General features: G+C 45.2%; 26 protein-coding genes, 1 tRNA gene, 1 rRNA gene and 1 riboswitch. Of the genes, 10 read left to right on the forward strand and 18 right to left on the reverse strand.

Annotated elements, in window-relative coordinates:
* Nucleotides 1-8 precede the first annotated feature (8 nt).
* Nucleotides 9-836 (reverse strand): polyamine aminopropyltransferase, encoded by an 828-nt coding sequence (speE, locus tag AB4Z30_RS28095; RefSeq protein ID WP_441930916.1) that lies wholly within the window; start codon nt 834-836, stop codon nt 9-11.
* A gap of 259 nt (nt 837-1,095) precedes the next feature.
* Here speE and AB4Z30_RS28100 point away from each other — a divergent pair, with 259 nt between their 5' ends.
* Nucleotides 1,096-3,174, forward strand: coding sequence for a transglycosylase domain-containing protein (locus AB4Z30_RS28100; protein WP_441930918.1), 2,079 nt, complete (start codon nt 1,096-1,098; stop codon nt 3,172-3,174).
* A gap of 188 nt (nt 3,175-3,362) precedes the next feature.
* Here AB4Z30_RS28100 and AB4Z30_RS28105 read toward each other — a convergent pair whose 3' ends face one another.
* Complete coding sequence (locus AB4Z30_RS28105; RefSeq protein ID WP_441930920.1) at nt 3,363-3,866, reverse strand: YwhD family protein; 504 nt, start codon at nt 3,864-3,866, stop codon at nt 3,363-3,365.
* Between the two features lie 101 nt (nt 3,867-3,967).
* On the opposite strand from AB4Z30_RS28105, the gene AB4Z30_RS28110 reads away from it, so the two are divergent.
* The 5 genes from AB4Z30_RS28110 (at nt 3,968) to AB4Z30_RS28130 (ending at nt 9,063) form a co-directional block, all read left to right on the forward strand.
* On the forward strand, nt 3,968-5,959 hold the full coding sequence (locus tag AB4Z30_RS28110; RefSeq protein WP_441930922.1) for a M1 family metallopeptidase: 1,992 nt from the start codon (nt 3,968-3,970) through the stop codon (nt 5,957-5,959).
* Between the two features lie 10 nt (nt 5,960-5,969).
* Nucleotides 5,970-6,824, forward strand: coding sequence for a hypothetical protein (locus AB4Z30_RS28115; protein ID WP_441930923.1), 855 nt, complete (start codon nt 5,970-5,972; stop codon nt 6,822-6,824).
* 289 nt (nt 6,825-7,113) lie between these two features.
* Nucleotides 7,114-7,251, forward strand: a riboswitch (cyclic di-AMP (ydaO/yuaA leader).
* A gap of 3 nt (nt 7,252-7,254) precedes the next feature.
* Nucleotides 7,255-7,725: a C40 family peptidase gene (locus tag AB4Z30_RS28120; protein WP_441930924.1), complete on the forward strand. Its 471-nt coding sequence runs from the start codon at nt 7,255-7,257 to the stop codon at nt 7,723-7,725.
* Between the two features lie 334 nt (nt 7,726-8,059).
* Nucleotides 8,060-8,557 carry a GNAT family N-acetyltransferase gene (locus tag AB4Z30_RS28125; RefSeq protein WP_441930926.1) on the forward strand — a complete coding sequence of 166 codons (498 nt, stop codon included), beginning with the start codon at nt 8,060-8,062 and terminating at the stop codon, nt 8,555-8,557.
* Nucleotides 8,558-8,706: 149 nt separating this feature from the next.
* Nucleotides 8,707-9,063, forward strand: a complete 357-nt coding sequence (locus AB4Z30_RS28130) for a c-type cytochrome (protein ID WP_441930927.1) — start codon at nt 8,707-8,709, stop codon at nt 9,061-9,063.
* Between the two features lie 120 nt (nt 9,064-9,183).
* Here the strand turns inward: AB4Z30_RS28130 and AB4Z30_RS28135 are convergent, their stop codons facing one another.
* A complete protein-coding gene (locus AB4Z30_RS28135; RefSeq protein ID WP_441930928.1) occupies nt 9,184-9,480 on the reverse strand; it encodes a 4a-hydroxytetrahydrobiopterin dehydratase in 297 nt (98 codons plus the stop codon).
* Nucleotides 9,481-9,693: 213 nt separating this feature from the next.
* Nucleotides 9,694-9,987 carry a hypothetical protein gene (locus AB4Z30_RS28140; RefSeq protein ID WP_441930929.1) on the reverse strand — a complete coding sequence of 98 codons (294 nt, stop codon included), beginning with the start codon at nt 9,985-9,987 and terminating at the stop codon, nt 9,694-9,696.
* Nucleotides 9,988-10,221: 234 nt separating this feature from the next.
* On the opposite strand from AB4Z30_RS28140, the gene motA reads away from it, so the two are divergent.
* Nucleotides 10,222-11,022, forward strand: coding sequence for a flagellar motor stator protein MotA (motA, locus tag AB4Z30_RS28145; RefSeq protein WP_441930946.1), 801 nt, complete (start codon nt 10,222-10,224; stop codon nt 11,020-11,022).
* On the forward strand, nt 11,009-11,827 hold the full coding sequence (motB, locus tag AB4Z30_RS28150) for a flagellar motor protein MotB (protein WP_441930930.1): 819 nt from the start codon (nt 11,009-11,011) through the stop codon (nt 11,825-11,827). The genes motA and motB overlap by 14 nt, the downstream gene beginning before the upstream one ends.
* A 202-nt stretch (nt 11,828-12,029) precedes the next feature.
* Here the strand turns inward: motB and AB4Z30_RS28155 are convergent, their stop codons facing one another.
* Both AB4Z30_RS28155 and AB4Z30_RS28160 read right to left on the reverse strand, forming a co-directional pair.
* On the reverse strand, nt 12,030-12,731 hold the full coding sequence (locus AB4Z30_RS28155) for a pseudouridine synthase (RefSeq protein ID WP_441930931.1): 702 nt from the start codon (nt 12,729-12,731) through the stop codon (nt 12,030-12,032).
* 18 nt (nt 12,732-12,749) lie between these two features.
* Nucleotides 12,750-15,089, reverse strand: coding sequence for an ATP-binding protein (locus tag AB4Z30_RS28160; protein WP_441930932.1), 2,340 nt, complete (start codon nt 15,087-15,089; stop codon nt 12,750-12,752).
* 322 nt (nt 15,090-15,411) lie between these two features.
* On the opposite strand from AB4Z30_RS28160, the gene tadA reads away from it, so the two are divergent.
* Nucleotides 15,412-15,912, forward strand: a complete 501-nt coding sequence (gene tadA / locus AB4Z30_RS28165) for a tRNA adenosine(34) deaminase TadA (RefSeq protein WP_441930933.1) — start codon at nt 15,412-15,414, stop codon at nt 15,910-15,912.
* A 59-nt stretch (nt 15,913-15,971) separates the two neighbouring features.
* Nucleotides 15,972-16,538: a GNAT family N-acetyltransferase gene (locus tag AB4Z30_RS28170; protein WP_441930934.1), complete on the forward strand. Its 567-nt coding sequence runs from the start codon at nt 15,972-15,974 to the stop codon at nt 16,536-16,538.
* 113 nt (nt 16,539-16,651) lie between these two features.
* Here AB4Z30_RS28170 and AB4Z30_RS28175 read toward each other — a convergent pair whose 3' ends face one another.
* The 12 genes from AB4Z30_RS28175 to rrf form a co-directional block, all read right to left on the reverse strand.
* Nucleotides 16,652-17,749 (reverse strand): hypothetical protein, encoded by a 1,098-nt coding sequence (locus tag AB4Z30_RS28175; protein WP_441930935.1) that lies wholly within the window; start codon nt 17,747-17,749, stop codon nt 16,652-16,654.
* Nucleotides 17,750-18,015: 266 nt separating this feature from the next.
* Nucleotides 18,016-18,168: a small acid-soluble spore protein P gene (locus tag AB4Z30_RS28180; RefSeq protein ID WP_441930936.1), complete on the reverse strand. Its 153-nt coding sequence runs from the start codon at nt 18,166-18,168 to the stop codon at nt 18,016-18,018.
* A gap of 22 nt (nt 18,169-18,190) precedes the next feature.
* On the reverse strand, nt 18,191-18,367 hold the full coding sequence (locus tag AB4Z30_RS28185) for a hypothetical protein (RefSeq protein WP_441930937.1): 177 nt from the start codon (nt 18,365-18,367) through the stop codon (nt 18,191-18,193).
* A gap of 25 nt (nt 18,368-18,392) precedes the next feature.
* On the reverse strand, nt 18,393-18,734 hold the full coding sequence (locus tag AB4Z30_RS28190; RefSeq protein ID WP_441930938.1) for a hypothetical protein: 342 nt from the start codon (nt 18,732-18,734) through the stop codon (nt 18,393-18,395).
* A 135-nt stretch (nt 18,735-18,869) separates the two neighbouring features.
* Nucleotides 18,870-18,958: transfer RNA gene (locus AB4Z30_RS28195), tRNA-Ser, on the reverse strand.
* A 211-nt stretch (nt 18,959-19,169) separates the two neighbouring features.
* On the reverse strand, nt 19,170-20,453 hold the full coding sequence (gene serS, locus AB4Z30_RS28200) for a serine--tRNA ligase (protein ID WP_441930939.1): 1,284 nt from the start codon (nt 20,451-20,453) through the stop codon (nt 19,170-19,172).
* The gene (locus AB4Z30_RS28205) at nt 20,446-20,715 is read right to left on the reverse strand and encodes a hypothetical protein (protein WP_441930941.1); all 270 of its coding nucleotides are present in this window, start codon (nt 20,713-20,715) and stop codon (nt 20,446-20,448) included. Before AB4Z30_RS28205 ends, serS begins: the two co-directional genes overlap by 8 nt.
* Nucleotides 20,716-20,732: 17 nt before the next feature.
* Nucleotides 20,733-21,323: a pyridoxal 5'-phosphate synthase glutaminase subunit PdxT gene (gene pdxT, locus AB4Z30_RS28210; protein ID WP_441930942.1), complete on the reverse strand. Its 591-nt coding sequence runs from the start codon at nt 21,321-21,323 to the stop codon at nt 20,733-20,735.
* 18 nt (nt 21,324-21,341) lie between these two features.
* A complete protein-coding gene (gene pdxS, locus AB4Z30_RS28215) occupies nt 21,342-22,223 on the reverse strand; it encodes a pyridoxal 5'-phosphate synthase lyase subunit PdxS (RefSeq protein WP_062329598.1) in 882 nt (293 codons plus the stop codon).
* A gap of 182 nt (nt 22,224-22,405) precedes the next feature.
* Entirely contained in the window at nt 22,406-23,797 is a 1,392-nt protein-coding gene (locus AB4Z30_RS28220; protein WP_441930944.1) for a D-alanyl-D-alanine carboxypeptidase family protein, read from the reverse strand.
* A gap of 418 nt (nt 23,798-24,215) precedes the next feature.
* Entirely contained in the window at nt 24,216-25,673 is a 1,458-nt protein-coding gene (gene guaB, locus AB4Z30_RS28225) for an IMP dehydrogenase (protein WP_090924897.1), read from the reverse strand.
* Between the two features lie 361 nt (nt 25,674-26,034).
* A 5S ribosomal RNA gene (gene rrf, locus AB4Z30_RS28230) occupies nt 26,035-26,133 on the reverse strand; the annotation flags it as partial.

The raw sequence follows: 26,133 nt of genomic DNA on the forward strand, positions 1-26,133 counted from the left end.
TTTCCCCTTTATTTCGTTAAATCTTCCACGAATTTTGGAAGTACAAATGCCGCTTTGTGCAGACGCGGAGAGTAATACCTTGTATCCATCTCCGGAATTTGAGCCTCGTCCACCGCAAGTGGATCATGCCTTTTGCTGCCCATGGTAAATGTCCATAGGCCACTTGGGTAGGTTGGAATATTACAGCCGTACACATGTACGATCGGGAAGATTTCTTTGACGTCTTTGTTCACCTTCTGGATCAGATCCGCCTTAAACCAAGGGTTGTCCGTCTGGGCAACGAAGATCCCGTCTTCTTTGAGCGCTTCATAGATCCCCTGATAGAAACCGCGCTCGAAAAGCGGAGCAGCCGGGCCTACAGGTTCTGTTGAGTCTACGATAATAACATCGTACTCATCTTTATGTTCAATAATATGCATGTAACCATCGTTAACGAGCACTTCAACGTTCGGCTCATCGAGCTTGCCAGCGATCTCAGGCAAATACGTTTTAGAATATTCGATCACTTTACCGTCGATTTCGACGAGAACTGCTTTTTCTACAGCCGCATGTTTGATGACTTCACGGATTACACCGCCGTCACCGCCGCCAACCACCAGCACTTTTTTCGGATTTGGGTGAGTGTTCAAGGCCGGATGTGCCGCCATTTCATGATATACAAACTCGTCCTTTACCGTCGTCATCACCATGCCGTCCAGTACAAGCATGTTGCCGAATTCTTCGGTTTCAACCATTGCGAGGTCCTGAAAATCCGTTTGCTCCGTGACGTAAGTCTGCTTAATCTTTGCGGTAATTCCGAACACAGGGGTCTGCTTTTCTGTAAACCACAATTCCATGATCGCTACCTTCTTTCCGTAAAAGTAATGAGTGATCATTTAAAATTGCATAATCACTGGTCTGTTCGTCCACACATGCTTTAGTATGTTGTGCCGAACCCTACCTTTTCATTACCCTTTTGCATTATACGCGATAGACGATTCAACTGTAAAACGGTTTTCAGGCCAAAATTCGCTAGAATTTGTTCACTTCGCAGACCAATTGAATATCCCGGTTAATCCAGTCCCATACTGGAAAGAAAAGAGAGGAGCCCGTTCCATGAACAAGCCAAGTGTCAAGACCCGCAAACGCGGGTTCCGCGTACTCCAATTCATCAAATATCTATCCATACTTATGGTGCTCGGCCTTGTTGCCACAGCTGCCATTTTGGTATATCTATACGCAACCAGTCTGCCCCTCGCCGATTCTGACCGCAATTCCAGACTGCTAGACAGCCAGGGTGAAGTCATCGCCACCTTCTCCGCTGGCGGCAAGGATTCGATTCCCGTTCAACTTCAGGATATTACTCCTGATTTGGTGAACGCTACGCTAGCTGTAGAGGATCGCAAATTCAGGCAGCACTTCGGATTCGACATTCAAGGCATGGGACGAGCGGTCCTTGTCAATATTCAACACATGCGGATGTCTCAAGGAGCAAGTACACTGACCCAACAGCTTGCACGTAATCTCTACCTGTCCCACGAGAAAACATGGACACGTAAAGTCAAAGAAGCCATGTATACTGCACAGCTTGAGATGAAATACAGCAAAGATGAAATTTTGCAGATGTATCTGAATGAAATTTATTATGGTCACGGTGCCTATGGTATCGAAGCGGCTGCGCAGATGTATTTTGGTAAATCCGCTAAAAAGCTGGATCTGGCCGAGAGCGCCATGCTTGCAGGTATCCCGAAAGGGCCAACCTACTATTCACCCTACAACCATATGAAAAATGCCAAGGATCGGCAGAAGATCGTGCTAAAAGCCATGATGGAAACAGGCAAAATTACGCAAAAACAAGCAGACACCGCCTACGAAGAGATGCTGAACTTCAAACCGGAGAGCGAGCGCAAGACGGTGGAGAACGCGCCTTATTTCCGGGACTACATTCGAAGTCTCGTAGTAAAGGAGCTGGGCATCAGCGAAGCGATGCTCGATCACGGCGGGCTGAACATCTATACTACGCTGGATTTACGCGTACAGAGAGCTGCAGAAACAGCTGTTGCCAAAGAAATGGATGCCAAAAGCGAGCTGGAAACAGCCCTTGTGTCCATCGACCCTCGTACTGGCTACATTAAAGCTATGGTTGGCGGCAAAAACTATCGCATCAATCAGATCAATCATGCGCTGGCAACTACACGTCAACCGGGATCGGCCTTTAAGCCGATTATGTATCTGGCTGCTTTGGCGTCTAAACAACTTACCAGTGCATCCATTTTCAACAGTCAGCCTACGCTCTTTCATTATGACAATGATCGCAAAACCTACAAACCCGGAAACTTCGGTGATAAATATCTGGGCGAGATTGATCTCCGGCAAGCCATCGCTGCGTCCGATAATATCTATGCAGTGAACACTATTATGAAGGTTGGCCCTGAGAAAGTCGTAAGCATGGCTCAGAATCTGGGTATCACAAGCAAGCTGAGTCCTGTGCCATCTCTAGCATTAGGCACTTCACCTGTTAGTCCGCTCGAGATGGCCTCCGCCTTCTCCGTTATTGCTGCCGGAGGACAACGGACACCCCCCGTAGCTATCCTACAGATAACAGATGCGGCAGGACGAGTGTTGTACGAATCTCCGCAGACCAAAGCAGAAACAGTGGTTGAACCGGCAGCAGCCTATGTATTAACACGTCTGATGGAGAGTGTGTTCGAGAACGGTGGCACGGGAAATCGGGTATCTTCTACAATTAAACGCCCAGTAGCTGGCAAAACGGGAACAACGAATACCGATGCCTGGTTAGTTGGATTCACCCCAGAGCTGTCCACCGCTGTATGGGTTGGCTATGATCAGGGCAAAGCTATCTCCACATCGGATGGTCGTCGCGCTGCCCCGATCTTTGCTCAGTTTACGGAACAAGCCCTTGCAAGTGTACCACCCAAAATCTTCTCAGTACCTGATCAAGTCGTGAGTGTCTACATCAACCCGGAGAGCGGAAAGCTTGCAGGCAACGGCTGTGAAGAGAAGCGACTGGAAGTGTTCATTCAAGGAACTGAGCCCACTGAAGTCTGCCGTGGCGAGAAAGAGAAACTGGATGCTGTGCAGGATGAAAAAGAACGTGCGGCAGAGAATCAAAAGGGAGTTCAAGAGCAGAAGCATTCCTGGTGGAGTGATTTCAAACGCTGGTGGGTGGAGTGACGCATATCCGTAATGACTTAATTGCGTCATAGAGCCTCATGTAATAATGATGCCATTTACTAAAATGGACATCTTATAAATATGCAGATGTGTGTATAGAACCATCCTTACATCTGCACTGAATACAAAATAAGCCCCGAACCCAGTTATTCTGGTTCGGGGCTTGTTTTGCTTTGTTCTTTTTCACCCTAAACAAGCGCCTCTTTCAATTCATCCGGGGATGCATTCCACCACTCTTCATTATGGGAGATCAGCAGAGTCTTCAATGCCGCTCTGTCTTCTGGTCCCAGCTCATCCAGCATAAATCGGCGTTTCATCGCATAATCCATCCGGTTGACGTGATCCGCAAGTAGTTTCCACCCCCGTTTGGCTTCTGTATCAATCCACATCTCACATGCCGTTGCTCCGCCATACAGCTGCCCTTGCTCCGTGCGATCTACAGCGACCCATACCAGCCATACTTGGCGTCCATTTGGAACATCTTCACGATTGGTAGAGAATTTGATACCTCGTTCCACTTTACTCTTCGCGTGCATTGCACCAACGTCGATTTTGGCTTCGCCCTGATCAATAATAACCGGTGAAAGGTTGTTCAGATCAATGGAACCTGCACCGAAACCTTTATGTTTGCTCTTCGCACTCACGATATTCAAGGCAATCTGTTTCTTGCCGTTTTGCTCATTTTGGTCCATATTCATAGCCTCCAAGAGTTGATATAAATATTTTAACTAATAATCAGCCCATTGCAAACATATACATGCTGTAGATGCTTGTCAACGGGAGGTATTTAACGATGATTCCACGACGCGCCAAGAGCTGGCTCACTGTATCCCTGGCCTTGTGTTTACTTGCCGGAGGGATATGGATCACACTCGGTTACAATCGTTCCACTTCATCTGAGTTACCCGTACTCGCTCCAGAATCAGGCAAGCCTCAAGCCAAAGCTGGAGTGCCTTCTCCCCCGGAAAGTGTACAATCTCCTACGGCCGAGGTGTACAGCAATCGTGTGGTGGAATACCACATGGATGTGAAGCTGAACGAGGGAAACAAACTGCAAGGCACACAGACCATAACCTGGACTCATCCGGGTAAAAAAACGGTGAACGAGCTTTATTTTCATATGTACCCGAATGCGTTCTCCTCTGCGGATACTACATTTATGAAGGAATCCGGCGGTAAGCTTCGCGGAGATGTCATGCCCACAGATGGTTATGGCTCCATGAAGTTTATCGACATGCAGACGGAGGACGGGCTTTCCCTGCTGCACCGAATGCAGTATGTACAACCGGATGATGGGAACATCAAAGATAAAACGCTGATCAAGGTCCGTCTGCCCAAACCTGTCAAAGGTGGGGAAAGCATCACGATCCGCACAAAGTTCGAAGTGAATTTGCCAAAAATCTTCGCACGAATGGGCAAAACGGATAATTTTGTTATGGCAGGCCAGTGGTTCCCCAAACTCAGTGCTTACGAACCTGCCGGAAGACGGGGCCGTACTATAGAAGGCTGGAATCTGCACCAGTATCACGGCAATTCCGAATTCTATGCTGACTTCGGTATCTACAGTGTGCGTATTCGAGTACCCGAAACATACAAGGTAGCAGCAACCGGATTCCCAACGCAGCAGGCGGTCTTGAAGAATGGCGAGAAAGTATATCAATTCTATGCCGATGATGTGCATGACTTCGCTTGGGCAGCCTCACCTGACTTTGTCTATGCAGAAGAACCCTTCTCTGCCCCCAACGTACCCGGCGTACGTATTAAACTCTACCTGGACCCGGCACATCAGGATCTGAAAGAGCGTTACCTTTTTGCCGCCAAAGCTGCATTGACGAATTACAGCAAGTGGTTCGGCCCTTATCCTTATGCCACATTATCTATCGTTGTCCCGCCAAAAAACGCAAACGGTGCCGGAGGTATGGAGTACCCAACCCTCATTACAGCCTTTGGAGCCGATGATACAACACCGGGTTACGATCTGGAGCGCACGGTTGCACATGAAATTGGACACCAATACTTCTATGGTATGGTTGCCAGCAATGAATTTGAAGAGGCTTGGCTGGATGAAGGATTCACCTCCTACGCAGAAGACAAACTGATGGAGCAGGAATACGGACTCATCCCGAACCTGCCTGTACAATCAGGTCTGATTACATCCCCGGCTCCTTTAACCCAGCCCTCATGGAAGTTTGATTCGCAGAATCAATATGCTTCCAACGTATATACCCGAGGCAAGCTAGTGCTTCTCGGCATCGAACAACAAGTCGGAGCGAAGACCATGGAACGAATCCTTTTGAGCTATGTAAAAAAATATCGCTTTAAACATCCCGCAACGGGTGATTTTCAGAAGGTGGTTGAGCAAGTCACCCGCACCTCCTGGGCAGATTATTTTGACCAGTACGTCTACCGCAACGGCATGGCCGATTTTGCTGTGGAGAAGATCAACGTTTCTTCTATAGAAAAGGACGGCCAAAAAATGTACGAGTCCTCTGTCACTATTGTCAAAAGAGGAAGTGACTTCCCCAAGGTTCCTGTTCGGATTGCCTTTGAGGACGGCCATACCGTAACCAAGGACTGGGATGGCAGCGAGGAGCGCATTACCTATAAGTTCACATATACATCTCCTGTCACCTGGGCCATGACCGACCCTTTGTATGACATTGTGCTCGAAAATCGCCATATGAACAATTTCCTGAGAACCGGACTGGATGAGCAAGTCAAATCCCGCTGGAACATGAGTGCTACGAAATTAATTGAAGCCATATTCGGAGGTCTGTCATGGTGAGGTGGAGACAGTGAAAGCAAAAATTCGTGAAGGCTGGTTTCTCGTCCGTCAGCATATGTTTATTGCCGCACTTTTATTTATCTATCAATTAATCTGGGGATATTTCATCTATCGGCTAGTTCAATCGGCTGTCGTTCCTCTTCTGCTACGTTACCCAACAGACGATGTCGGAGAACTAAGTACACTTTTATTCAAAATGGAAAGCCAGCTGAGTCTGTCCGGCCCTGAAGTCCAGCGCTATCTGTGGATTCTGGGCGGCATGTTGCTGCTTCGCCTTTTGATCAGCCCACTCATTCAAGCCGGATTGCTCTACTCCCTTCAACATTTCAATTCTTCAGAAGAACGCATTCCTTTTATTCAGGGTATTAAAAAGTTATGGAAACCGATGCTCCTGACGCACACCATACGTACAGTACTCATACTACTCCCTGCGTACTGGCTCGTTCCCATTTTGTATTCAACAGTAATGGATAGCTTTCATTCTCTTCATCTGTTACTTCCTGGCATTCCATATGCAGCAAGCTGGATCATCTATGGCTGGATTGTACACCATGCTGTGCTCTATATGCAGTTTGGCATTTCTGACCCGGAAGGAGAAGGACGAATTCACGGTACATTTAAGGGACTGTGGATTGCTGTACGCCGCATCTTCCCTGTCATCGGCATTGCGCTGGCGCTGGGAGTTGTTCATTTGTTTGTCTTTGGTGCATTCACATCTGCCTCATGGTTCCTGACAGGACTCTCCGGGCTGATCTTGCAACAAACATACCCCCTTGCCCGCAGCCTGCTAAGCATGTGGAAAATTTGTAGTCATTTTCGCTTATGGCAATCGACATCAACCAGAAATGAAGATCATATAGGTTAACTCAAAAATTAGGCACGCAATCTGAGATCGCTTTCAAAAATAAAAATTTGTTACCATCTCATGTTACACATTTCATTCGTTATTGCGTATAAATACACAAACCTCGACCTTTCCCCGTCAAAGGTCGAGGTTTTTTTTGCTAATTTTGCTGCTAAACGTTGCCAAAGTACTAAGCCTCTGGTACAATAATCGCAGTGAGCTTTTAGTAACAACTTTGTAATCTTTAAATCCTGATTTGTAACAACTTTAAATTAAATCCTTAAATTAAATTTTCTTTTTTCAGGTGCAATAACTAGCAAAGCCAAATTCTTGGCACCTGGGAAGCGGGGGAACCAGTTATGGGTGAATTGATCTTGAAACAGAGGGATCATAGGGGACCTTCAACCGAATCCTTAAGCTAACCTCGCAGGCGTTGGAAGGGGTATATCACTTGTTTAAGAAGAAACTTACTGCAGCAGTACTTAGCCTCACATTTGCATTATCACTTGGAGCAGGCAGCGCGTTTGCAGATTCTAAGATGGACAAAGTCATTGATTCAGCAATGGGAACTACATACAAAAGCGGAGGAACAACACTTGATGGTTTTGACTGCTCCGGATTCACACGGTATGTATTTGACAAACTAGGTATTGATTTGGCTCGTCAATCTAGCTCTCAATACGACATGGGGGATTCCGTATCTCGCATGGAGATGAGACCTGGAGATCTGGTGTTCTTCAACACAACAGGTAAAGGCGTGTCACACGTAGGTATTTTTGTAGGAAGTGGCAAGTTTGCACATTCTTCTTCTTCTAAAGGTGTAACGATCAGCTCATTGAGCGAAGATTACTGGGCTAACCGCTACATTGGCGCTAAACGGATTATGAGCACGGATGCGTATGAGTCTTTGGCCCTCGACTAGGGACAAGCTGGAATCAACATCATACTGTAACGAAGTATAAACAGAACCGCCCGGTACATTCTCCGCAGGAATGTATCCGGCGGTTTTTTTATGCTTTCTGATCCCATGTGGCTGCTGATGCTGCAAATTCATGTAGATGTTCCTGAACCAACACGTTATCTTCCTTCGTTGATCCGTGCCCTTATGATGTTTTTACCCATCCCGTTATAATATAAACGGAGTGATCCGTACTTTTGTTTCATTTTTTTCTGAGAATTGAAGACTTGTCAAATGGACAGGTCTTTTGTAGAGTGAACAATGAACGGATAACGGAGAAAGGAGCATGCACTTTTATATGAAGAATGAAGCCCCTTTGACGTTTCATGTGGTGCCTATGCAGGAAGAACATGCAGAACTCATCTGTAGCTGGCAATATGATCCGCCTTACAATATCTATAGCTGGCTGCCGTGGGAACAGATGAAAGCATTGGAAGTTGAGTTTGGAGATGCACAACTGCGAGAAGAGCAATATGCCATTGTCCTGAATCAGGATAATCATGTGTATGGGTTTGCACAATATTTTCCGCTCCAGAATGTTACACGTATTGGCCTCGGCATGCACCCGAATCAATGTGGTCAAGGTCATGGCAAAGCTTTCGTTGAAGCCATCGTACAAGAGGCCATCCGTCGCAATCCGTCCAATGAGATTGATCTTGAAGTACTCACTTGGAACAACCGTGCTATTCAAGTATATCTAAAGAGCGGATTTATTATCCAGGATACATATGAACGCCAAACCCCAAGTGGTTTAAAGCCCTTCTATTGCATGGTCTATGAAGGCCCTAGAGCGTAAATTAATGATTAAAATGGTTTCAATTTGTCTCTCTTTGGTGATTAGTTCAAAAAATTACCACAAAATGCTATGATGTAATGACAGCTTCCGTTATAATGATAGGGATAGTTTGAGTTAGATGATCTTTCATTCTGGAGGGGACATAAGGGATGCACAAATGGATCATGAGCGGGGTATTTTTTGCAGCATGTGCTTTAGCTATTGTTTTAATGTTTACGCTTCCAGGTAAAGAGGAAGTAGCCAAGGAAGCCAAACCGCCCATGCCTGAAGTAGCTATGGATGCTGGACAGGCTGAAACACTGGTGAAAGCCAACTGTATTTCCTGTCACGGTGATCAGCTTCAAGGTGGCGTAGGCCCGGCTCTTGCAAACATTGGTAGCAAGGACGATGTGGAGAAAATCTATTCCACGATTGTCAAAGGTAAAGGCGGAATGCCTTCCTTCAAAGGCAGACTGCAGGATGAGGAAATCGCCCATATCGCCATGTGGTTGGCAGAGAAGAAATAAGTGTTACGACGCAAGGCATCAAAGAGAGGCTCTCGTTCCCCCGTTTGGGAAGCAAGAGCCTCTTTTTTAAGTGCGTTAAGCGCAATATTCTGTAGGCAGATTCTAGGATGCTGCTACAGATTATTCTGTTCTCATTTTCTCAAACGCTTCATTGTATTGCTCTGCTTCCTTAATGTCTACCGATGTAATGCCGCCCTCATCCCATGACGTAAGACGCAGCGTAACCGTTGTATAATCAATAGTAATAAAAGGATGGTGATTGAATGCTTCCGAAATGGCAGCGACTTCGTCTACAAATGCAATCCCTTTCATATAGTTAGAAAACATAAATTTGCGGACAATCCACCGTCCCTCCTCCAGTTCCCAGCCTTCAAGCCTTCCCAGATGAGCTTCGACTTCCTCTTGCGTAAAAACCATGCGTTATCTTCCTCCCCATATGATGAGACATCGCGGACTTGCATCCACGTGACCATCGACACCTTCGCAAGCTGCCATACAGCTTTAAAGGCAGGCCACCGCCCTGCGGCGCCTTTTTTCATGAGTATCATCTTACCACGTCAAAGCGCCAAAATCCATAGAACAGACGGCTCAGCGCCTTGATGCGCAAGGTCTTATTGTCGATTCATTTTCTTAAATTAAAGGAACAAATGTTAATTCTTCTTCTCCAATTAAAATATGAATCCGGTGTTGTTCCTTATCATGGATCACGACGCCGCTACCAACCGGTATGACCGCTTCCTCCCCGAGAGCATAAAACAGATCCTCTGCCAAAGCCTCATCTACTTCATGCTGTTCCGTTTCTCCCAGTCTACCCCACTCTTCCGCATCCATTTCAAAGAAAACATAGCGATCCGGGATGCGCCCGATGGCTACGGTTAAATCTGTCAAAATTCCTTCATAATCACGTCCATGCTTTACGCCCATTGACTTTTCACTCCTACTCACCCCGAATGAGGCGGATTTGTTCTTATTATACCTGAAAATAACCCTTAAAAAAAAAGGCCTTCTGGTCGATAAATACTATAAATGACCGTTTCAATCGTTTCGGCAGCCATGGAGGCAGCCAAACATGCAACGGATTGCGGCAGAACGTTCGTCCGGAAGCCCGAATTCGGCCGCTTGAAAGGATTCAATTTTATCTCATGGATGAGGTGTATGATGGAAATTTCAACGATTATCGGACTAGTTTTGGGTTTAGTCTCCCTTGTACTTGGTATGTTTCTGAAGGGTGCTCCGCTGGTCAACCTCGTTAATAACCCGGCAGCTTACGTTATTATCTTCGTTGGTACGGCAGGAACCATCTTTATGGCGTTTCCTATGTCTGAAGTTAAGAAGATTCCGAAGTTATTCGGTATCCTTTTTAAAAAGCAAGAACTGATTGACCGCGTCTCTCTGATCGGCACATTTATGGACTGGGCTTCCACTACCCGTCGTGAAGGTTTGCTTGCACTGGAGTCAAAAGTAGAAGAGATTGATGATCAATTCCTTCGTGGCGGTATGCGTATGATTATTGACGGCAACGATCAAGAATTTGTGAGTGACGTCCTGATGGAAGATATTCATGCAACCGAAGAGCGACATCGCGGCGGTGCGTTGATCTTCGCTCAAGCAGGGATGTATGCACCAACTCTCGGGGTTCTCGGGGCTGTAGTAGGTCTAATCGCTGCACTTGCCGACCTCAGTGACATGGAGAAGCTCTCTCATGCGATTGCAGCCGCATTCATTGCAACACTCCTTGGTATCTTTAGTGGTTACGTGTTGTGGCATCCGATGTCCAACAAGCTGAAACGGATGTCCAAAAAGGAGATGGAAATCAAGTTGATGATGGTTGAAGGGCTCTTGTCTATTCAATCGGGTGTATCAACTATTGCCATCAACCAAAAGTTATCCGTATTCCTGACACCTTCCGAACGTAAACAACTGGAAGAGAGGGAGGGATCATCAGGTGAAAAAGGCTAAAAAGCACGAACCGCATGAAGAACATATCGATGAGAGCTGGCTGCTTCCTTACTCTGACTTAATGACCTTGCTGCTCGCCTTATTTATTACCCTGTTCTCCATGAGCTCACTTGATGCTGCCAAATTCGAGCAAATGGCCTCAGCACTAAGCAGTGCACTCAACGGAGGCTCCGGTGTCCTGGATCATACCTCCATGAATCCGACTGAATCCAGCACGGATCTTGGCAAGAACAAGGAGATCCCTAAGGAAATAACGAAGAAGACACCTGCACAGATCACTGATGCTCAGATGGCTCAGAAGGAACAGGAAAATCTGGAGAAGCTGAAGAAACAACTCGACAAGTATATTGCTCAAAATGGGCTTTCAGATCAGTTGAACACCAAGCTCAACCAGTCTGAACTGAAGATCACCATCAGTGATAAGGCCCTGTTCTCCTCTGGACGAGCAGATGTAAAACCTGAATCACGTTCACTGGCCAAGGCGATCTCCAGCATGCTTCAAGAGTTCCCTGAGTACGAAATTGTCGTATCTGGTCATACCGATAATGTGCCCATTTCGAATAACCAATATAAGGATAACTGGGATTTGAGTGCAGATCGCGCCTTGAATTTTCTGAAAATCCTGTTGTTAAATACCCAGCTGGACCCTTCCAAGTTCACACCTAGTGGATATGGGGAATATCACCCAGTCGCCAGCAACGACACAAACATCGGAAGAGCACAGAATCGGCGTGTAGAAGTGTCGATTATCCGGAAGTATCAAAGTAAGAATACCAATGCAAAATCCGTGAGTGGCAGCAATTAGAAGCCCTCAGCTATACATGAGTCCAAGACCGTTCTCCACTAAGCTTAAGGGGAACGGTTTTTCTCTTTTTTAAACCATAGTATAGAGCGCCCTCCCTGTATTTAGACCAAAAAAGCATTGCCTCCTGTTGTAAGGAAACAATGCTTTTTTTCATACTTACTAGCGCTGAGCAAATCATTGCTTGATTCTCGTTCTTCATTTCCTATTCCAGCGAATAGTCCAGCAAGCTGCCCAGCTCTGCTTTTTCAGCGGCTGTAAGCTCCCTCCATGATCCTGTCGCCTGTTCTCCAAGGTGAATGTTCATAATGCGAATCCGTTTCAACTTGCGAACCTCGTATCCGAATGCACTAACCATGCGGCGGATCTGACGATTTTTTCCTTCCGTCAAAATAATCCGAAACACACGATCTGTCATTCTGGTTACTGTACAAGGCAGCGTCATTTCACCCAGAATTTTGACTCCCGTACTCATGCCTTTAAGAAAACTCGGCGTAATGGCTCGATCAACCGTAACGATATATTCCTTTTCATGACGACCTTCCGCTCTCAGAATTCGATTCACGATGTCACCATCATTCGTCATCAAAATCAAGCCTTCTGAATCCTTGTCTAGACGTCCAATAGGGAAGATTCGTTCATGGTGACCAACAAAATCAACGATATTTCCCTGAATATGCTGCTCGGTCGTGCTGGTGATGCCCACGGGCTTGTTCAGCGCAATGTAAACATGCTTTTTCTTCTCGCTAATGGGCTTGCCGTTAATTCGAACATCATCGCCTTCTTCTGCTTGACTGCCCAGCTCCGCCTTAACGCCATTAATGGTCACCTGACCACTCTCAATTAACTTGTCAGCTGCTCGACGGGAGCAGTAACCTGTCTCACTAATAAACTTATTAATACGCAAAAGGTCATCTCACCTCATCTAGTTCTCTTCGTCTGGTTGTTGTTCTACCGCTGTCTGATCTGCCTCTTGTAACTGCGGGTGCAGTTCAGAGGCTGGCAGTTCAATAATGACCGTCGTTCCCCTATTCATTACACTCTTAATATCCATCATGCCCTTATGTGATTGAATAATGCGCTGACTGACCATGAGGCCGAGTCCTGTTCCTGATTCTTTATTGGTGAAGAACGGCTCCCCAAGCTTTGACATCATATCTTCAGGAATACCGATCCCCTCATCCTTGATTTCAATTCTTACCCGTTTGGCAAGCTCATCAGCCTTAAGTTTGATATGGATGCTTCCTCCATTCGGCATAGCTTCCATTCCATTTTTCAGCACATTGATAAATACTTGCTTCAACTGATTCTCTTCACAGTGTACCATAGCTGAATCTGATGAGGCATGCAATACAAACTCTACCCCGTGCAGATGAGCCTGACTATCCAGCAGCGAGATGACATCTCCAAGAATGAAACGAATATCCCGTTCCTGAAAATGAACCGCCTGCGGCTTTGCCAGAATCAGAAACTCACCTACAATCAGGTTGATTCGATCAAGCTCGGATAACATCAGATCCAGATGGCGATGGTTTAATTTGTTGCTTTCCTGTTGGAGTTGCAAAAAACCACGCAGTGTCGTAAGGGGGTTACGAATCTCATGAGCTACACCAGCGGCGAGCTGTCCTACCGTTGTTAACTTCTCGGACCGTCTAAGCAGCTCTTCCATCCGATTACGGCTAGTAATATCCCTTGAGACACTGATGAGTGCTGTAATCTCACCGGCCTCGTCCCTCACAGGCGCTGTACTAACACTGACTTCGACCCGGGTCCCATCTTTCTTCATCCAGATTGTTTCGTTGGACGTAATTGACATGCCTTCAACCAGCTGGGCATGTTGCTGCTTCATTTCCTCTTCCGCCTCTGGCGGAATAATCTTCAGCAAACGTCCTTCTACCTCACGGCTACGGAAACCATATAGTTGTTCAAAAGCTCGGTTGACCCGCAGCACTTTTCCTTCCAGATCTGTTATATGAATTGCATCGGCGGTTTGATTAATGATAGACTCCAGATGCTCCTTAACTGCCCGGTTTTCTTCATACATCTGTTTCAAGCGGCTTGTGTAATGACCCAGATTGYGTATCATGGCATTAATCCGGTTAGCTAGTTGTCCGAGTTCATCCTTGCGTTTAATTTTCAAACGGAAATCAAAGTGCCCATCCGCCACATCGTTCACCTTGCCCAAGATCGATTGGATTGGACGCGTGATGTAACCAGCGAGCAAGTAACTACCGAAGATCACAATCTCCAGCAATACCAAAGATATGGAAGCATGGCTGACCAATTGCTCAGAGACCATCGAGGATATTTGTTTGTAATCCATGACAATACTGATCACATAGGAAGACTCATTCGGTGTGAAGATCGGAATAAAACTCTTCAAAACCTTCTGATCATGTGTCTCACTAACAAATGATACATTCTGCCCGGTGCGAACAGCCCTTACTACAGCACGATGGTCTTCGTCTACCGAGCCATACTGATATGTACCAAAACGAATCGGTCTGTTGTTCAGTTTGCTAAAGTTCGTATCTCTTCCATCACCACTCATGTCCGGACTGGCAAACGTCAACGGATTAATGCCCGTAATCTCCAGAATGGAAGGATTGACTTCACGAATTTTATTTAAAATTTCATCCGGGCTAGAGATTTTCACATAGTCATCTACTTCAGTATTATTATAGAAGGGATTGATTATGTAGTTTCTCTTTCCATCATGGTAATATCCCCATATATCAATATCTGTAGGACTGGAAGTTGAATATTCGAAACCATCTGACCAGAAATGATCCAGTTTCTGCCCTTGGGGAATCGTTACCTGATGCTTCTCAAATAACTGCTTAAACGCCTGGTACCAGTACGTCATCGATTTTGTAGACAAACCAATCTCTCTTGGATCAGAAGACCGATTAACCACGATGTCATCATCTGTCTGTTCCAGAAGTGAGATATGAGATACACCTACTCTTTTACTCAAACGAACCAGGTCTTCATTGGTAATATTTTTGATGTCTGGATCTAATTCCTCTGCTGCCATTATAGAAGCAAGCCACAAATTGTTGCCGATCTGCCTTTTTACATATTCAGCACTGTACTGATTCTGTTCGACAGAAATTGCAATCTGTTTGGCTGTGAGCACCATCTTGTTCTCACTATCCTGCCTCAAATTCTCTTCTGTAGTATAATAGCTCAGTGCGATATTTAAAATCAAAATAACAAGCACGGAGCACGACATAATCATGGATAATTTCGTTTTAATAGACAAATTTTTTGTTCACCTCTCGGCTTATGCCCTCTGGCGATATATGGCAAAACCTATATCCATCATAACGCTTGTGTGACTATTTGAAAAGGATAATTGCCCTTTGCCCAAAAGTTACCGCTCAGGCTTGAACAGGTCGAATATTGTTGTTTATTCACTTTCCATGAAATATATCACTTGAGTTATACACAAATCCACAGGGTTGTGGATATTATGTTTATAACTATGTGATTAACTACTGGTTATCCACAATTCTATACACAACATGTTAACAAACCGAATATTTGTTCGCTGAATAAACGGTGACGAAAGGAGTTTTTCACTTATGAATGATGATTTTTCCCAGCCTGATCTCATAAAATTGACCGAAGAAGAGCTGCATGAGTATTGGATGAGACAAGCGATTGCAGAAGCTCAGAAAGCTGAAGCTCTTGGTGAGGTACCTATAGGAGCTGTCATCGTGCGTAACAACGAGATTATCGGACGTGGATATAATCTGCGGGAAACTACACTGGATTCTACGGCCCATGCGGAAATGGTAGCCATTCGTGAGGCCAGCGAAGTCATCGGAGCTTGGCGCTTACTGGACTGTTCACTGTATGTTACTCTCGAACCTTGTCCCATGTGTGCTGGTGCGATTGTACAATCCAGAGTTCCACGCGTCGTCTTCGGTACCGCTGATCCCAAAGCAGGCTGTGCAGGGACACTAATGAATTTGTTGCAAGAACCGCGTTTCAACCATCGAACCGAGGTTATTGCGGATGTTCTTCAACTCGAATGTTCTTCCATGCTGACCCAATTTTTCAGACGTTTACGTAAAAAATAAGTTTCAAGACACACCCTAATTCCATCGCAAAAACTGCATACGAAAGGAAGTTTACTGAAATGGCACTAACACTTTATGATACAGCTCATGGAATAAGTCTTCGGTTACTCACCACTCAGGATGCACAAGCCTATCTTGAATTGATTAGGCTTACCCGAATCCCTTATCAAGCGGTTGAACCGGTTCGAGAGAATGATTTTTATACACTTGAAGCGCAGACTCAGCGGATACAGGATCGTGTGCGAGCGGCTGACGAAGGTAACGGTTATCAGTTCGGAATTTTCAACATTAAGGATGACTTGCTCATCGGGCAAATTAGTCTGAATAATGTTGTACTCGGTGTTGCTAACTATGCAGATACAGGTTACTTTATCCATCCGAACTATCAAGGTGGCGGTCGTATGTCAGCAGCTGTGAAGCTGGCTGTAGCCTATGGCTTCCGCGCTCTAAAATTAAATAGAATACAAGCCGCTGTACTGCCTTCAAACCATGGATCTAAGCGAGTTCTGGAGAAAAACGGATTTCAGCCTGAGGGGGTAGCCCGCAAATATTTGAAAATCAACGGGATCTATCAAGACCACCAAATTTACGCTGTGCTTGCTGAGGATTTGGAAGAGGACGTGTAGCGCTAGTTGATGCGATATGCGGCATTGGGTCAACATAATAAAACCGCCTGACATTCAGGCTGGAGAAGTTCATCTCCAGTTGAATATCAGGCGGTTTCGTTTGATTCCAGGTTTTAGTACCCGCCGTAAGAGGAATTCATCATTTTCTCGAACTCTTCCATCGTGATTACATCATCACCCGTTGGGATATTGATTTTGAATTCTGGTTTTTCGTTAATCTTAGTGTACGTATTCGATCCCGTAAACGCCAATTTCACTTCGTCTTTGGTATCTTCCGGTTTGATCAACATATCAGCAACCATTTTTTGATATACTGGGAAGTCATTTTTATCCAAAGCGAAATCGATATTAAATGTGTTAATCGTCAGAACATCTTTTAATTTATCCAGATCTTTCGTCATCTTAGCCTGATCTGCTTCGGAGATTTTCAAATCTTCTTTGGCTTTATCGATATCTGCTTGGCTCAGTTGCAGCATATCCCGGTACTCCTCTTTGGAGACAATGTCCATTACCTTAGGCAATGCTTTGGTTACTAGTACTGTAAGAGCTTCTTTCACATTGTCATTGTTCACCGAAAATTGTACAACTTGCTTTGCATCTACGCCTTCTGGCAGCTTAGCATCTTTGGTATCGAGATTTTTGAAAAATTTATTTTGATCATATTCACCCAATACCGCATCCATGATTTCATTGCTCAGCTTTTGTGTTTTGGCAGCATCCAGTGCATCAGGGTTAAATTCAGTACCCTCTTGCTCCGCCAACTTTTTCAAGTCAAATTCAATGAATTTGTTCACGATATTTTCCGGAATTGGCAGGAATGGAATGTTTGGCACCTTCACATACATTTTCTCTTTAGTCAACACCATAGGAATATTAAAGGTCATTCCCATATCGCCTTTAAGCTCGATGCCAACGGTCATCTCTGTCTGCATTGGCTCACTTTGGTATACACCTGTGACATTCAGTTGTGCATCTTTCAGCATGCTCATAAACTGGGCCATGCTTGGATCCGTCTGAGAAGCATCACCAGGTTTATAACTCAATTCATTAATTGTAAAGTTGGAACTCATTTCATACGATGTTAATTTAGAAGCATTTGCTGCAGCTGTCTTCAATGCCTCTTTTGGTTCTTGCTTGCTACTACATGCTGTTAAAGCCAAAGATACCGTTAACAACAACGTAAGAAGAAGCGCCCCCATGCGTTTAGTCATTTGTTTCTCTCCTCTCGTGATAACCCCAAAAAAATAATTCAATATCAATGATATACCATCTCGGCAGATACTGAAACCTTATTTGGGAAAATTGTGATTTTTCCTCTTGAAAATGGCTACAAAGACCTATGTCAGTAACGGGATAATCTGACTGCTAGTCTTTCCATATGTATGAATACGCAAAAGCCCCTTGTTTGGTAACAAGGGACTTTCAAAAGATTTAATTTTGTATGTGGCAAAGCATGTCTTATACAGTATAACTCTGGTTAACCCTCCGGATTCAGATGATCCACATGATTCTGATTCTTTACCTTTTTAGAGCCCGACAATGGTTCCTGCATAGAAGAGCGTTTGGACGAATGATGCTGCTGATGGCTCTCCTGAGCTTCCGGTACAGGAATTGCTTTGGGTTTACTCATACAAGTGCCTCCTCATCATAGCTTAAGAATGGGATGGGTCTCTGTCTTCCGTTTTATCATGATTTAAGACATCCTGATGACGGCGATCATTGGAATCCTGCTGTATTTGATTGGCATGATGACTATTAACTCCAGTTTGGTCGAGATCTCCAACAACATTCTGTAGGTTTTTGTCCACACCTGACTTAGCTTTAGTCACACCATTCAACTCCTTTTGGYTCGCGTTAAGGTTTCGTTATCGATTGCAGAGACTGGGCACATTCGTGAATATGTCTGGTGTAATCATGCGCCAGTTCCTGAATCGGCTCTGTACGCTCATCCGTTGCTCGCCCATCCCGTTCCACATCTACCAGCTCTACACGAACCTCACGGGAATCAACATATTGGCATTTGAAATCAAAAGAATACATTTCATGACCTGCTGTTGCAATGTGTATCCGTATCGCCTGGTTATCAGCTTCATCAGCCATGATCTGTGCCTGATCACCCACATTCAGGACTTGGGGCAAACGATCCTGCCATGCACCTACAAGTTCGTTCTGTTCGATGTTTAGCTCGCGGTTCATCTTTACCACCTCCACTTCTATAACGTGTGGAAATGATGTTGTTTTTATGCATGCTAAGTTTGCGCTCTTTTTATATAAAATTAAACAAAAAAGGACCTGAGCATTAACGCTCAAATCCTTGTTATAAGTGTAGTATGGCGGAGAGGGTGGGATTCGAACCCACGTGGGCTTGCACCCTAACGGTTTTCAAGACCGCCCCGTTATGACCGCTTCGGTACCTCTCCAAATATTCATTTTATAAACTTGCCACGAAAAGTATCATACCATAGATTAATATCAGAGTGCAAGTTTTTTTATTGCTTTTTTTAAATCAAAAACGAACTTCTATTCTCCACCTTCTAGCCAACGTTCTATTACATCATCTATTCCACCCGTCACCAAGCAGATGACGGGTGAGTCAGATGATAAATATAGTGTCCGATCTCGTTTCCGGCTTTACGCGCGGCGAGCGATGACGTCAATTCCGCCCATGTAAGGACGTAATGCTTCAGGAATAATTACCGTACCGTCTTCCTGCTGATAGTTCTCCAGGATCGCTGCTACCGTGCGTCCCACAGCCAGTCCAGATCCGTTTAATGTGTGTACAAATTCTGGCTTCGCCTTAGGCTCTCTGCGGAAACGGATATTGGCACGACGTGCCTGGAAGTCTTCGCAGTTAGAGCAAGATGAAATCTCTCGGTAAGTGTTGCTCTCAGGCAGCCACACTTCAATATCATATGTTTTTGCCGAAGTGAAACCCATATCAGCCGTACAAAGCGTCAACACGCGGTAAGGCAAGCCCAGAAGTTGTAGTACACGCTCTGCGTTTTGTGTCATTTTCTCCAGCTCATCATACGACGTCTCTGGTGAAGATAGCTTGAGCAACTCCACCTTATTGAACTGATGCTGACGAATCAAGCCACGAGTATCACGTCCAGCCGATCCGGCTTCAGAGCGGAAACACGAACTGTACGCCACAAAATGCTTCGGCAGATCATCTGCATTCAAAATCTCTTCACGGTGGTAGTTCGTTACAGGCACTTCTGCTGTTGGAATCAGATAATACTCTGTATCTCTAAGCTTAAACAGATCTTCCTCGAACTTCGGCAGTTGTCCTGTTCCAAACAAGCTGTCCCGATTCACAATGTATGGAGGCAAAATTTCTTCGTATCCATGCTGATCACTGTGTAAATCCATCATAAAGTTAATCAGCGCACGCTCCAGACGCGCTCCAAGTCCTTTATAGAAGGTAAAACGGGAACCTGTCACTTTGGCTGCTGCTTCGAAATCAAGGATGTCCAGCTCCTGTGCAATCTCCCAGTGCGCTTTTGGCGTGAATGAGAATGACTTGGGCTCTTCCCAGCGGCGAATTTCAACATTATCCTCTTCCGATGTACCGATAGGCACACTCTCATTAGGAATGTTAGGAATCGCCATTGTCAGATCATTAATTTTAACCTCAAGCTCACGTACTTCTTCATCCATCGCTTTGATGCGATCAGATACCTCACGCATTTCAACAATCAAATCATCCGCGTTTTCACGGTTCTTTTTCAGTCTGGCTACCTCTGAAGATACCGTGTTGCGGCGGCTCTTCAGATTCTCACTCTCCTGAAGCAGCTCCCGGCGCTTTGCATCCAATTCGGTGAATCCAGCAATCAGATCTAGTGATTTGCCACGGTTGTTTAATGCTTCCTCTACTCGTGCATATTCATTCCGCAATATTTTAACATCAAGCACTACGTACCCCTCCTAATAAACCTACAATATAGGGCCTCGTGTTAGACCCATTCTCGAAACCTTCAATATAAAGGACAATATATTTATTATAACCTACTTCATACCAATAACCGAAAAAACAACCTATGTCCTCAGGTCTGCCCTCTGCCGCAATTCCCGCTATGCAGCAGTGACAAGCAACATGAGGCATCCGTTCAGATGCAGCCGCCACAGCAGCCTGAAACAGACGTCTGAGGAAGTGATCCGATGACCGGGAGATCATAGGTTGTACATCATACTTTATTTTACTTCTTTCGATTGTTGATACGCTCTGGCCATGTCTACAAAGTAAGCATGCAGACGATAGTCATCCGTTAGCTCCGGATGGTAGGAGCAAGCCAGCAGATGCCCCTGGCGAGCTGTCACAATCTCATCTTTGTACGTTGAAAGGACCTCGACCTGCTCGCCAACACTTTCAATTAACGGCGCACGTATAAATACAGCTCGCACCGTCTCATCAATGCCTTTGACTGGCAGATCCGTCTCAAAGCTTTCTCTTTGTCGTCCAAATGCATTACGGGATACCGTCATATCCATAAGCTCCAAATGAGCCTCATCCTGACCCTGAATGCGCTTCGCCATGACAATCAGACCTGCACAAGTGCCGAATACCGGCTTTCCTGCTGCTGCGAAGGCTCGAATGGCTTCCATGAACCCATACTTGCGCATAAGCTTCCCGATAGTCGTACTTTCTCCACCCGGCAGAATCAGGCCATCCAGTTCTTCTAGCTGCTGGACTTGCTTGATTGCTATGCCTTCGGCCCCAGCACGTTCAATACTGCGTATATGCTCTGTAACAGCACCCTGAAGTGCCAAAACGCCGATCTTCATCTGTCAATTCCCCTTCTCTTACCAGCCGCGATCCTGCATACGCTCGGAAGGTGCAAGTTTGGAAATTTCGATGCCTTTCATTGGTGCTCCAAGATTTTTGGAAACCTCGGCAATCAATTTATAGTCTGTGTAATGTGTTGTTGCTTCAACGATCGCACGAGCAAACTTCTCCGGGCTATCGGATTTGAAAATACCGGAACCTACGAATACACCATCTGCTCCGAGGTGCATCATAAGAGCTGCATCTGCCGGAGTCGCTACGCCACCCGCTGCAAAGTTAACTACTGGCAATTTTCCGTTCTCATGTACATCAAGCAAAAGCTCGTATGCAACGCCAAGGTTCTTTGCTTCTGCATACAGCTCGTCCTTCGACATATTGGTTACCTTACGAATTTGGCTGTTGATGAAACGCATATGGCGTACCGCCTCAACGATGTTGCCTGTTCCCGGCTCACCTTTTGTACGAATCATGGATGCTCCTTCACCGATCCGGCGAAGTGCTTCACCCAAGTCTTTCGCTCCACATACAAACGGTACAGTAAACTCATGTTTATCAATATGGAATACTTCATCCGCAGGAGTCAGTACTTCACTCTCATCCAGGTAATCCACACCAAGTGACTCAAGTACTTTAGCTTCTACATAGTGACCAATACGTGCTTTGGCCATAACAGGGATCGTAACAACCTTCATTACTTCTTCCACAATCGTTGGATCAGCCATACGAGCCACTCCGCCTGCTGCACGAATATCAGAAGGAACACGTTCAAGTGCCATTACTGCTGTTGCACCTGCTGCTTCCGCAATTTTAGCTTGCTCAGCGTTCATGACGTCCATGATTACGCCGCCTTTTTGCATTTCAGCCATACCTCTTTTAACGCGTGATGTTCCCGTTTCCATATTCCAAGCCCCCCGTAGTGTATGTGTTGTCTCTCATTTTTCAACAAGCATAATGACGCTTCTATTCAGATGAAAGAACCTTAGACTTTTATACTTTAATACGTAGAATTCTAACTTGATATTTTACCGGAAAAAGCGTAAATATACAATCCACTCATTCAGTATTAGTTTGTATTTTTCGATTAAAACAAGTTTTTGATTCCATCGAACAGATCAACGAAGAAGTCTTTGATCGCACGGAAGAATAGACGGAACCAGCCACCTTTTTCAGCCTCTTCGGCTGTAATCAGGTTTACTGTTTTTTCCTGAGGCTCCATTCCCTCTGCTTTGTATGTGTAAGTCACCGTACCAACCTTAGTACCTGCTTTGATTGGTGCAACCAGTTTATCTGCTTCGGTTACACTCGCTTTGAATGTAACATTCAGATTTTGAGTACCCTTAGGCACAACAAAACTTACCGCATTATCGGTTACAACAGGAACTGTTGTTTCTTTCCCTTTTTTCAGAGGTACCGTTTCCCAGCCCTTCACTTTGGTTTTGCCTGCAACAGCCTGTTTTACTTCAAAGTTATCAAAGCCATAATCCAGCACCTTTTTTGTTTCTCTAAAACGTGCAGATTCAGAATCTGTACCCATCACCACGCTGATCAAACGCATGCCGTTACGCTCAGCTGTACCCGTAAAGTTATTCCCTGCATTGCTCGTATGGCCTGTTTTCATGCCATCCAGACCTTCATAGGCGTAGCTTTTGAAGTTGGTTATATTTTTATTCGCTTCCAGCATCCAGTTATAGTTGATAATCGGTGCTTTGTCTTTAGGACGGAATTTATAGGATTGAATCGTTGTAAAATCTTTGTAGTCCGGATGATCTCTAACGATATATCTGCACAAAATAGCAGCGTCTAAAGCGGACATCACCGTTTCCTTGTCTTCTGATGGGCGGAATTCAGCTGGCATGTCCGCACGATCCAGACCGCTAGAGTTAATGAAGTGGGTATCTTTCATGCCCATTCTCTTCGCTTCTTCATTCATCATTTTCACGAATTCTGCTTCAGAACCCGCAACATATTCAGCCAAGGCAACAGTCGCATCATTGGCCGAACCAACAGCCATAGCGATATACAGGTCTTTCACAGTGTGTTTGTCACCTTCGGCTAGAAAAATACGTGAACCGATACTTTTTTCTGCGTTTTTGCTCACTTCAACTACAGTATCCCAGCCAAACTTCCCCTGTTTCACCTGTTCTGCAACGATATACTCTGTCATCATCTTCGTCATACTCGCTGGCGGCATTGCCTTATCCGCATTAACCGAAAGCAAAATCTGGCCTGTGGAAGCTTCCATCAGGACTGCCGATCTTACATCAAGTCCAAGCGAGTCAACTGAGGGAATGCTAACCGCCTTTGCAGGCGTTTTCGTTGTTGTAGCTGCCGCGGTCAGGACCTGACCAGAGTGACTTGCTGCGGCCATAACAGGCATCACTGCGGACATGCATAGCATGTTAAGGAGCATAACGGAGGCTACGCTCTTTTTGAGGATCTGATGCTTCTTCTTATTCATGTGTTTGGCTTTCAATGATGAATACTCCCTTCGATCTGAAGCTTCTGAAATGATGCCTCAGTGCAGCTCAAGCTGCTGTTTTCATAGTCCCTGTCAATGTATCAATGGATGTGTGATTCTCTGACTATATGCGCTGTATCGATATGAGCAAATTCTTTGCTCTAACGTCCAGATCAATTGTCACTTCGCTCGCATCTTGCCATATGCTTATGTAATGGGCATCGGCTTCTCTTCATGTGGGATAAGCCAATTCCGGCTCACCTTAAATCGATAAAATAAATCATCATGGATCACGTCAAAAAATCGCCGCAACGCCCAGATCCATCGTTGGACGGCACCGCTTGTTCTATTCTATCACAGGGATATCCGCAAAAAAAGACAAGCCCAGCGAAAATCGCTGAGCTTGCCTTGGAAATGATTAACTCTCTTCGGATTACAACGAGTAGTTAGGTGCTTCTTTTGTAATCTGTACATCATGCGGGTGGCTCTCACGAAGACCAGCGCCTGTAATACGGATAAAGCTTGTATCATTCCGCAATTGATCTAGATTACTTGTTCCGCAGTATCCCATACCCGAACGTAGACCACCGATCAACTGATGGATTGTATCAGACAGCGGACCTTTATAAGCTACACGGCCCTCAATACCCTCAGGTACCAATTTCTTGTCATCATCTTGGAAGTATCGATCTTTACTACCTTGTTTCATTGCAGCCATCGAACCCATACCACGATATACTTTATAACTACGTCCTTGGAAGATTTCAGTTTCTCCTGGACTCTCTGCTGTTCCTGCAAACAGGCTTCCCAGCATTACCGCATGAGCACCGGCAGCAAGAGCTTTAGTAATCTCACCAGAGTATTTAATACCGCCGTCAGCAATGATAGGTACGCCGTATTCACGCGCCACACTTGCACAATCATATACAGCTGTAACTTGAGGAACACCAATACCTGCAATAACACGGGTTGTACAGATGGAACCTGGCCCAATACCTACTTTGACAACCGAAGCTCCTGCTTCAATCAGATCACGTGTGGCTTCACCCGTAGCAACGTTGCCTGCAATGATGGTGAGCTCAGGGAAACGTTCGCGCAACTTGCGAACTGCTTCAATAATGTTAATATGATGGCCATGAGCTGAATCTACTGTAATCAGATCCACACCCGCTTTGACCAGAGCGTCTGCACGTTCAAAAGTATCTTTCGAGATACCAATTGCTGCACCAACCAAAAGGCGGCCTTGCGCATCTTTCGCAGCTTGCGGGAACTGAATTGCCTTCTCGATATCTTTAATCGTGATAAGGCCCTTCAATGTGTTGGACTCGTCCACCAATGGAAGTTTTTCAATTTTATGCTTCTGCAAAATACCTTCTGCCTCTTGCAGTGTTGTACCGACAGGAGCTGTAACCAAATTCTCACGAGTCATGACTTCACTAATCTTGATGTTGAAATCATGGATAAATCGCAAGTCACGGTTGGTCAGAATCCCTACGAGCTTCTGATCTCCTTCAACGATAGGCACACCAGAAATCCGGTATTTTGCCATAACTGCCTCAGCATCAGATACCAGATGTTCAGCTGTGAGTGAAAAAGGATTGGTAATTACACCACTCTCTGAGCGTTTAACCCGATCCACTTCTTCAGCTTGTTGTTCAACGGACATATTTTTATGAATAATACCAATGCCGCCTTCGCGGGCAATGGCAATTGCCAATGTCGCTTCTGTAACAGTATCCATCCCTGCACTAATCAAAGGAATGTTCAATTTGACGTTATCGCTCAAACGAACAGATACGTCTACTTCTTTAGGCAGTGTCTCGGATTTCCGTGGCACTAGCAATACATCATCAAAGGTGAAGCCTTCCTTACCAAATTTATCTTCCCACACGCAAGTGTTCCTCCTTATGTTTGCTCAGCTTTACGGACCAAGACCCGAAGATTCCAGGCTGTATTGTATGCCGAAAATTCGTTTTCTGAAAATATATTATTGTCCATCTTAGCAAAGCGATATTTAGAATGTCAAGGGAAACTCCTTGGAACAATCAGGTGTGCTTCCCCTTGTACACAAATGTGTTTCTTACGTGGACAAGTCTTGAAAATATAATAAAAAGCGTCCTTCCATTTAGATCGGACGCCTGCCTTTGTTATGAGTGTAGTTTAAGTATTCCTTAATTGAAGATTTTTATGTTCTTACCTATATTTAAATAAAAATAAAAACCACCACCGAATTACATCGGCAGTGGTTCTTTGCTTGGCGGCGTCCTACTCTCCCAGGACCCTGCGGTCCAAGTACCATCGGCGCTAGAGGGCTTAACGGTCGTGTTCGGGATGGGTACGTGTGGAACCCC

This window comes from Paenibacillus sp. 2TAF8, from assembly GCF_052114825.1.
In the GTDB taxonomy this organism is placed as follows: Bacteria; Bacillota; Bacilli; order Paenibacillales; family Paenibacillaceae; genus Paenibacillus.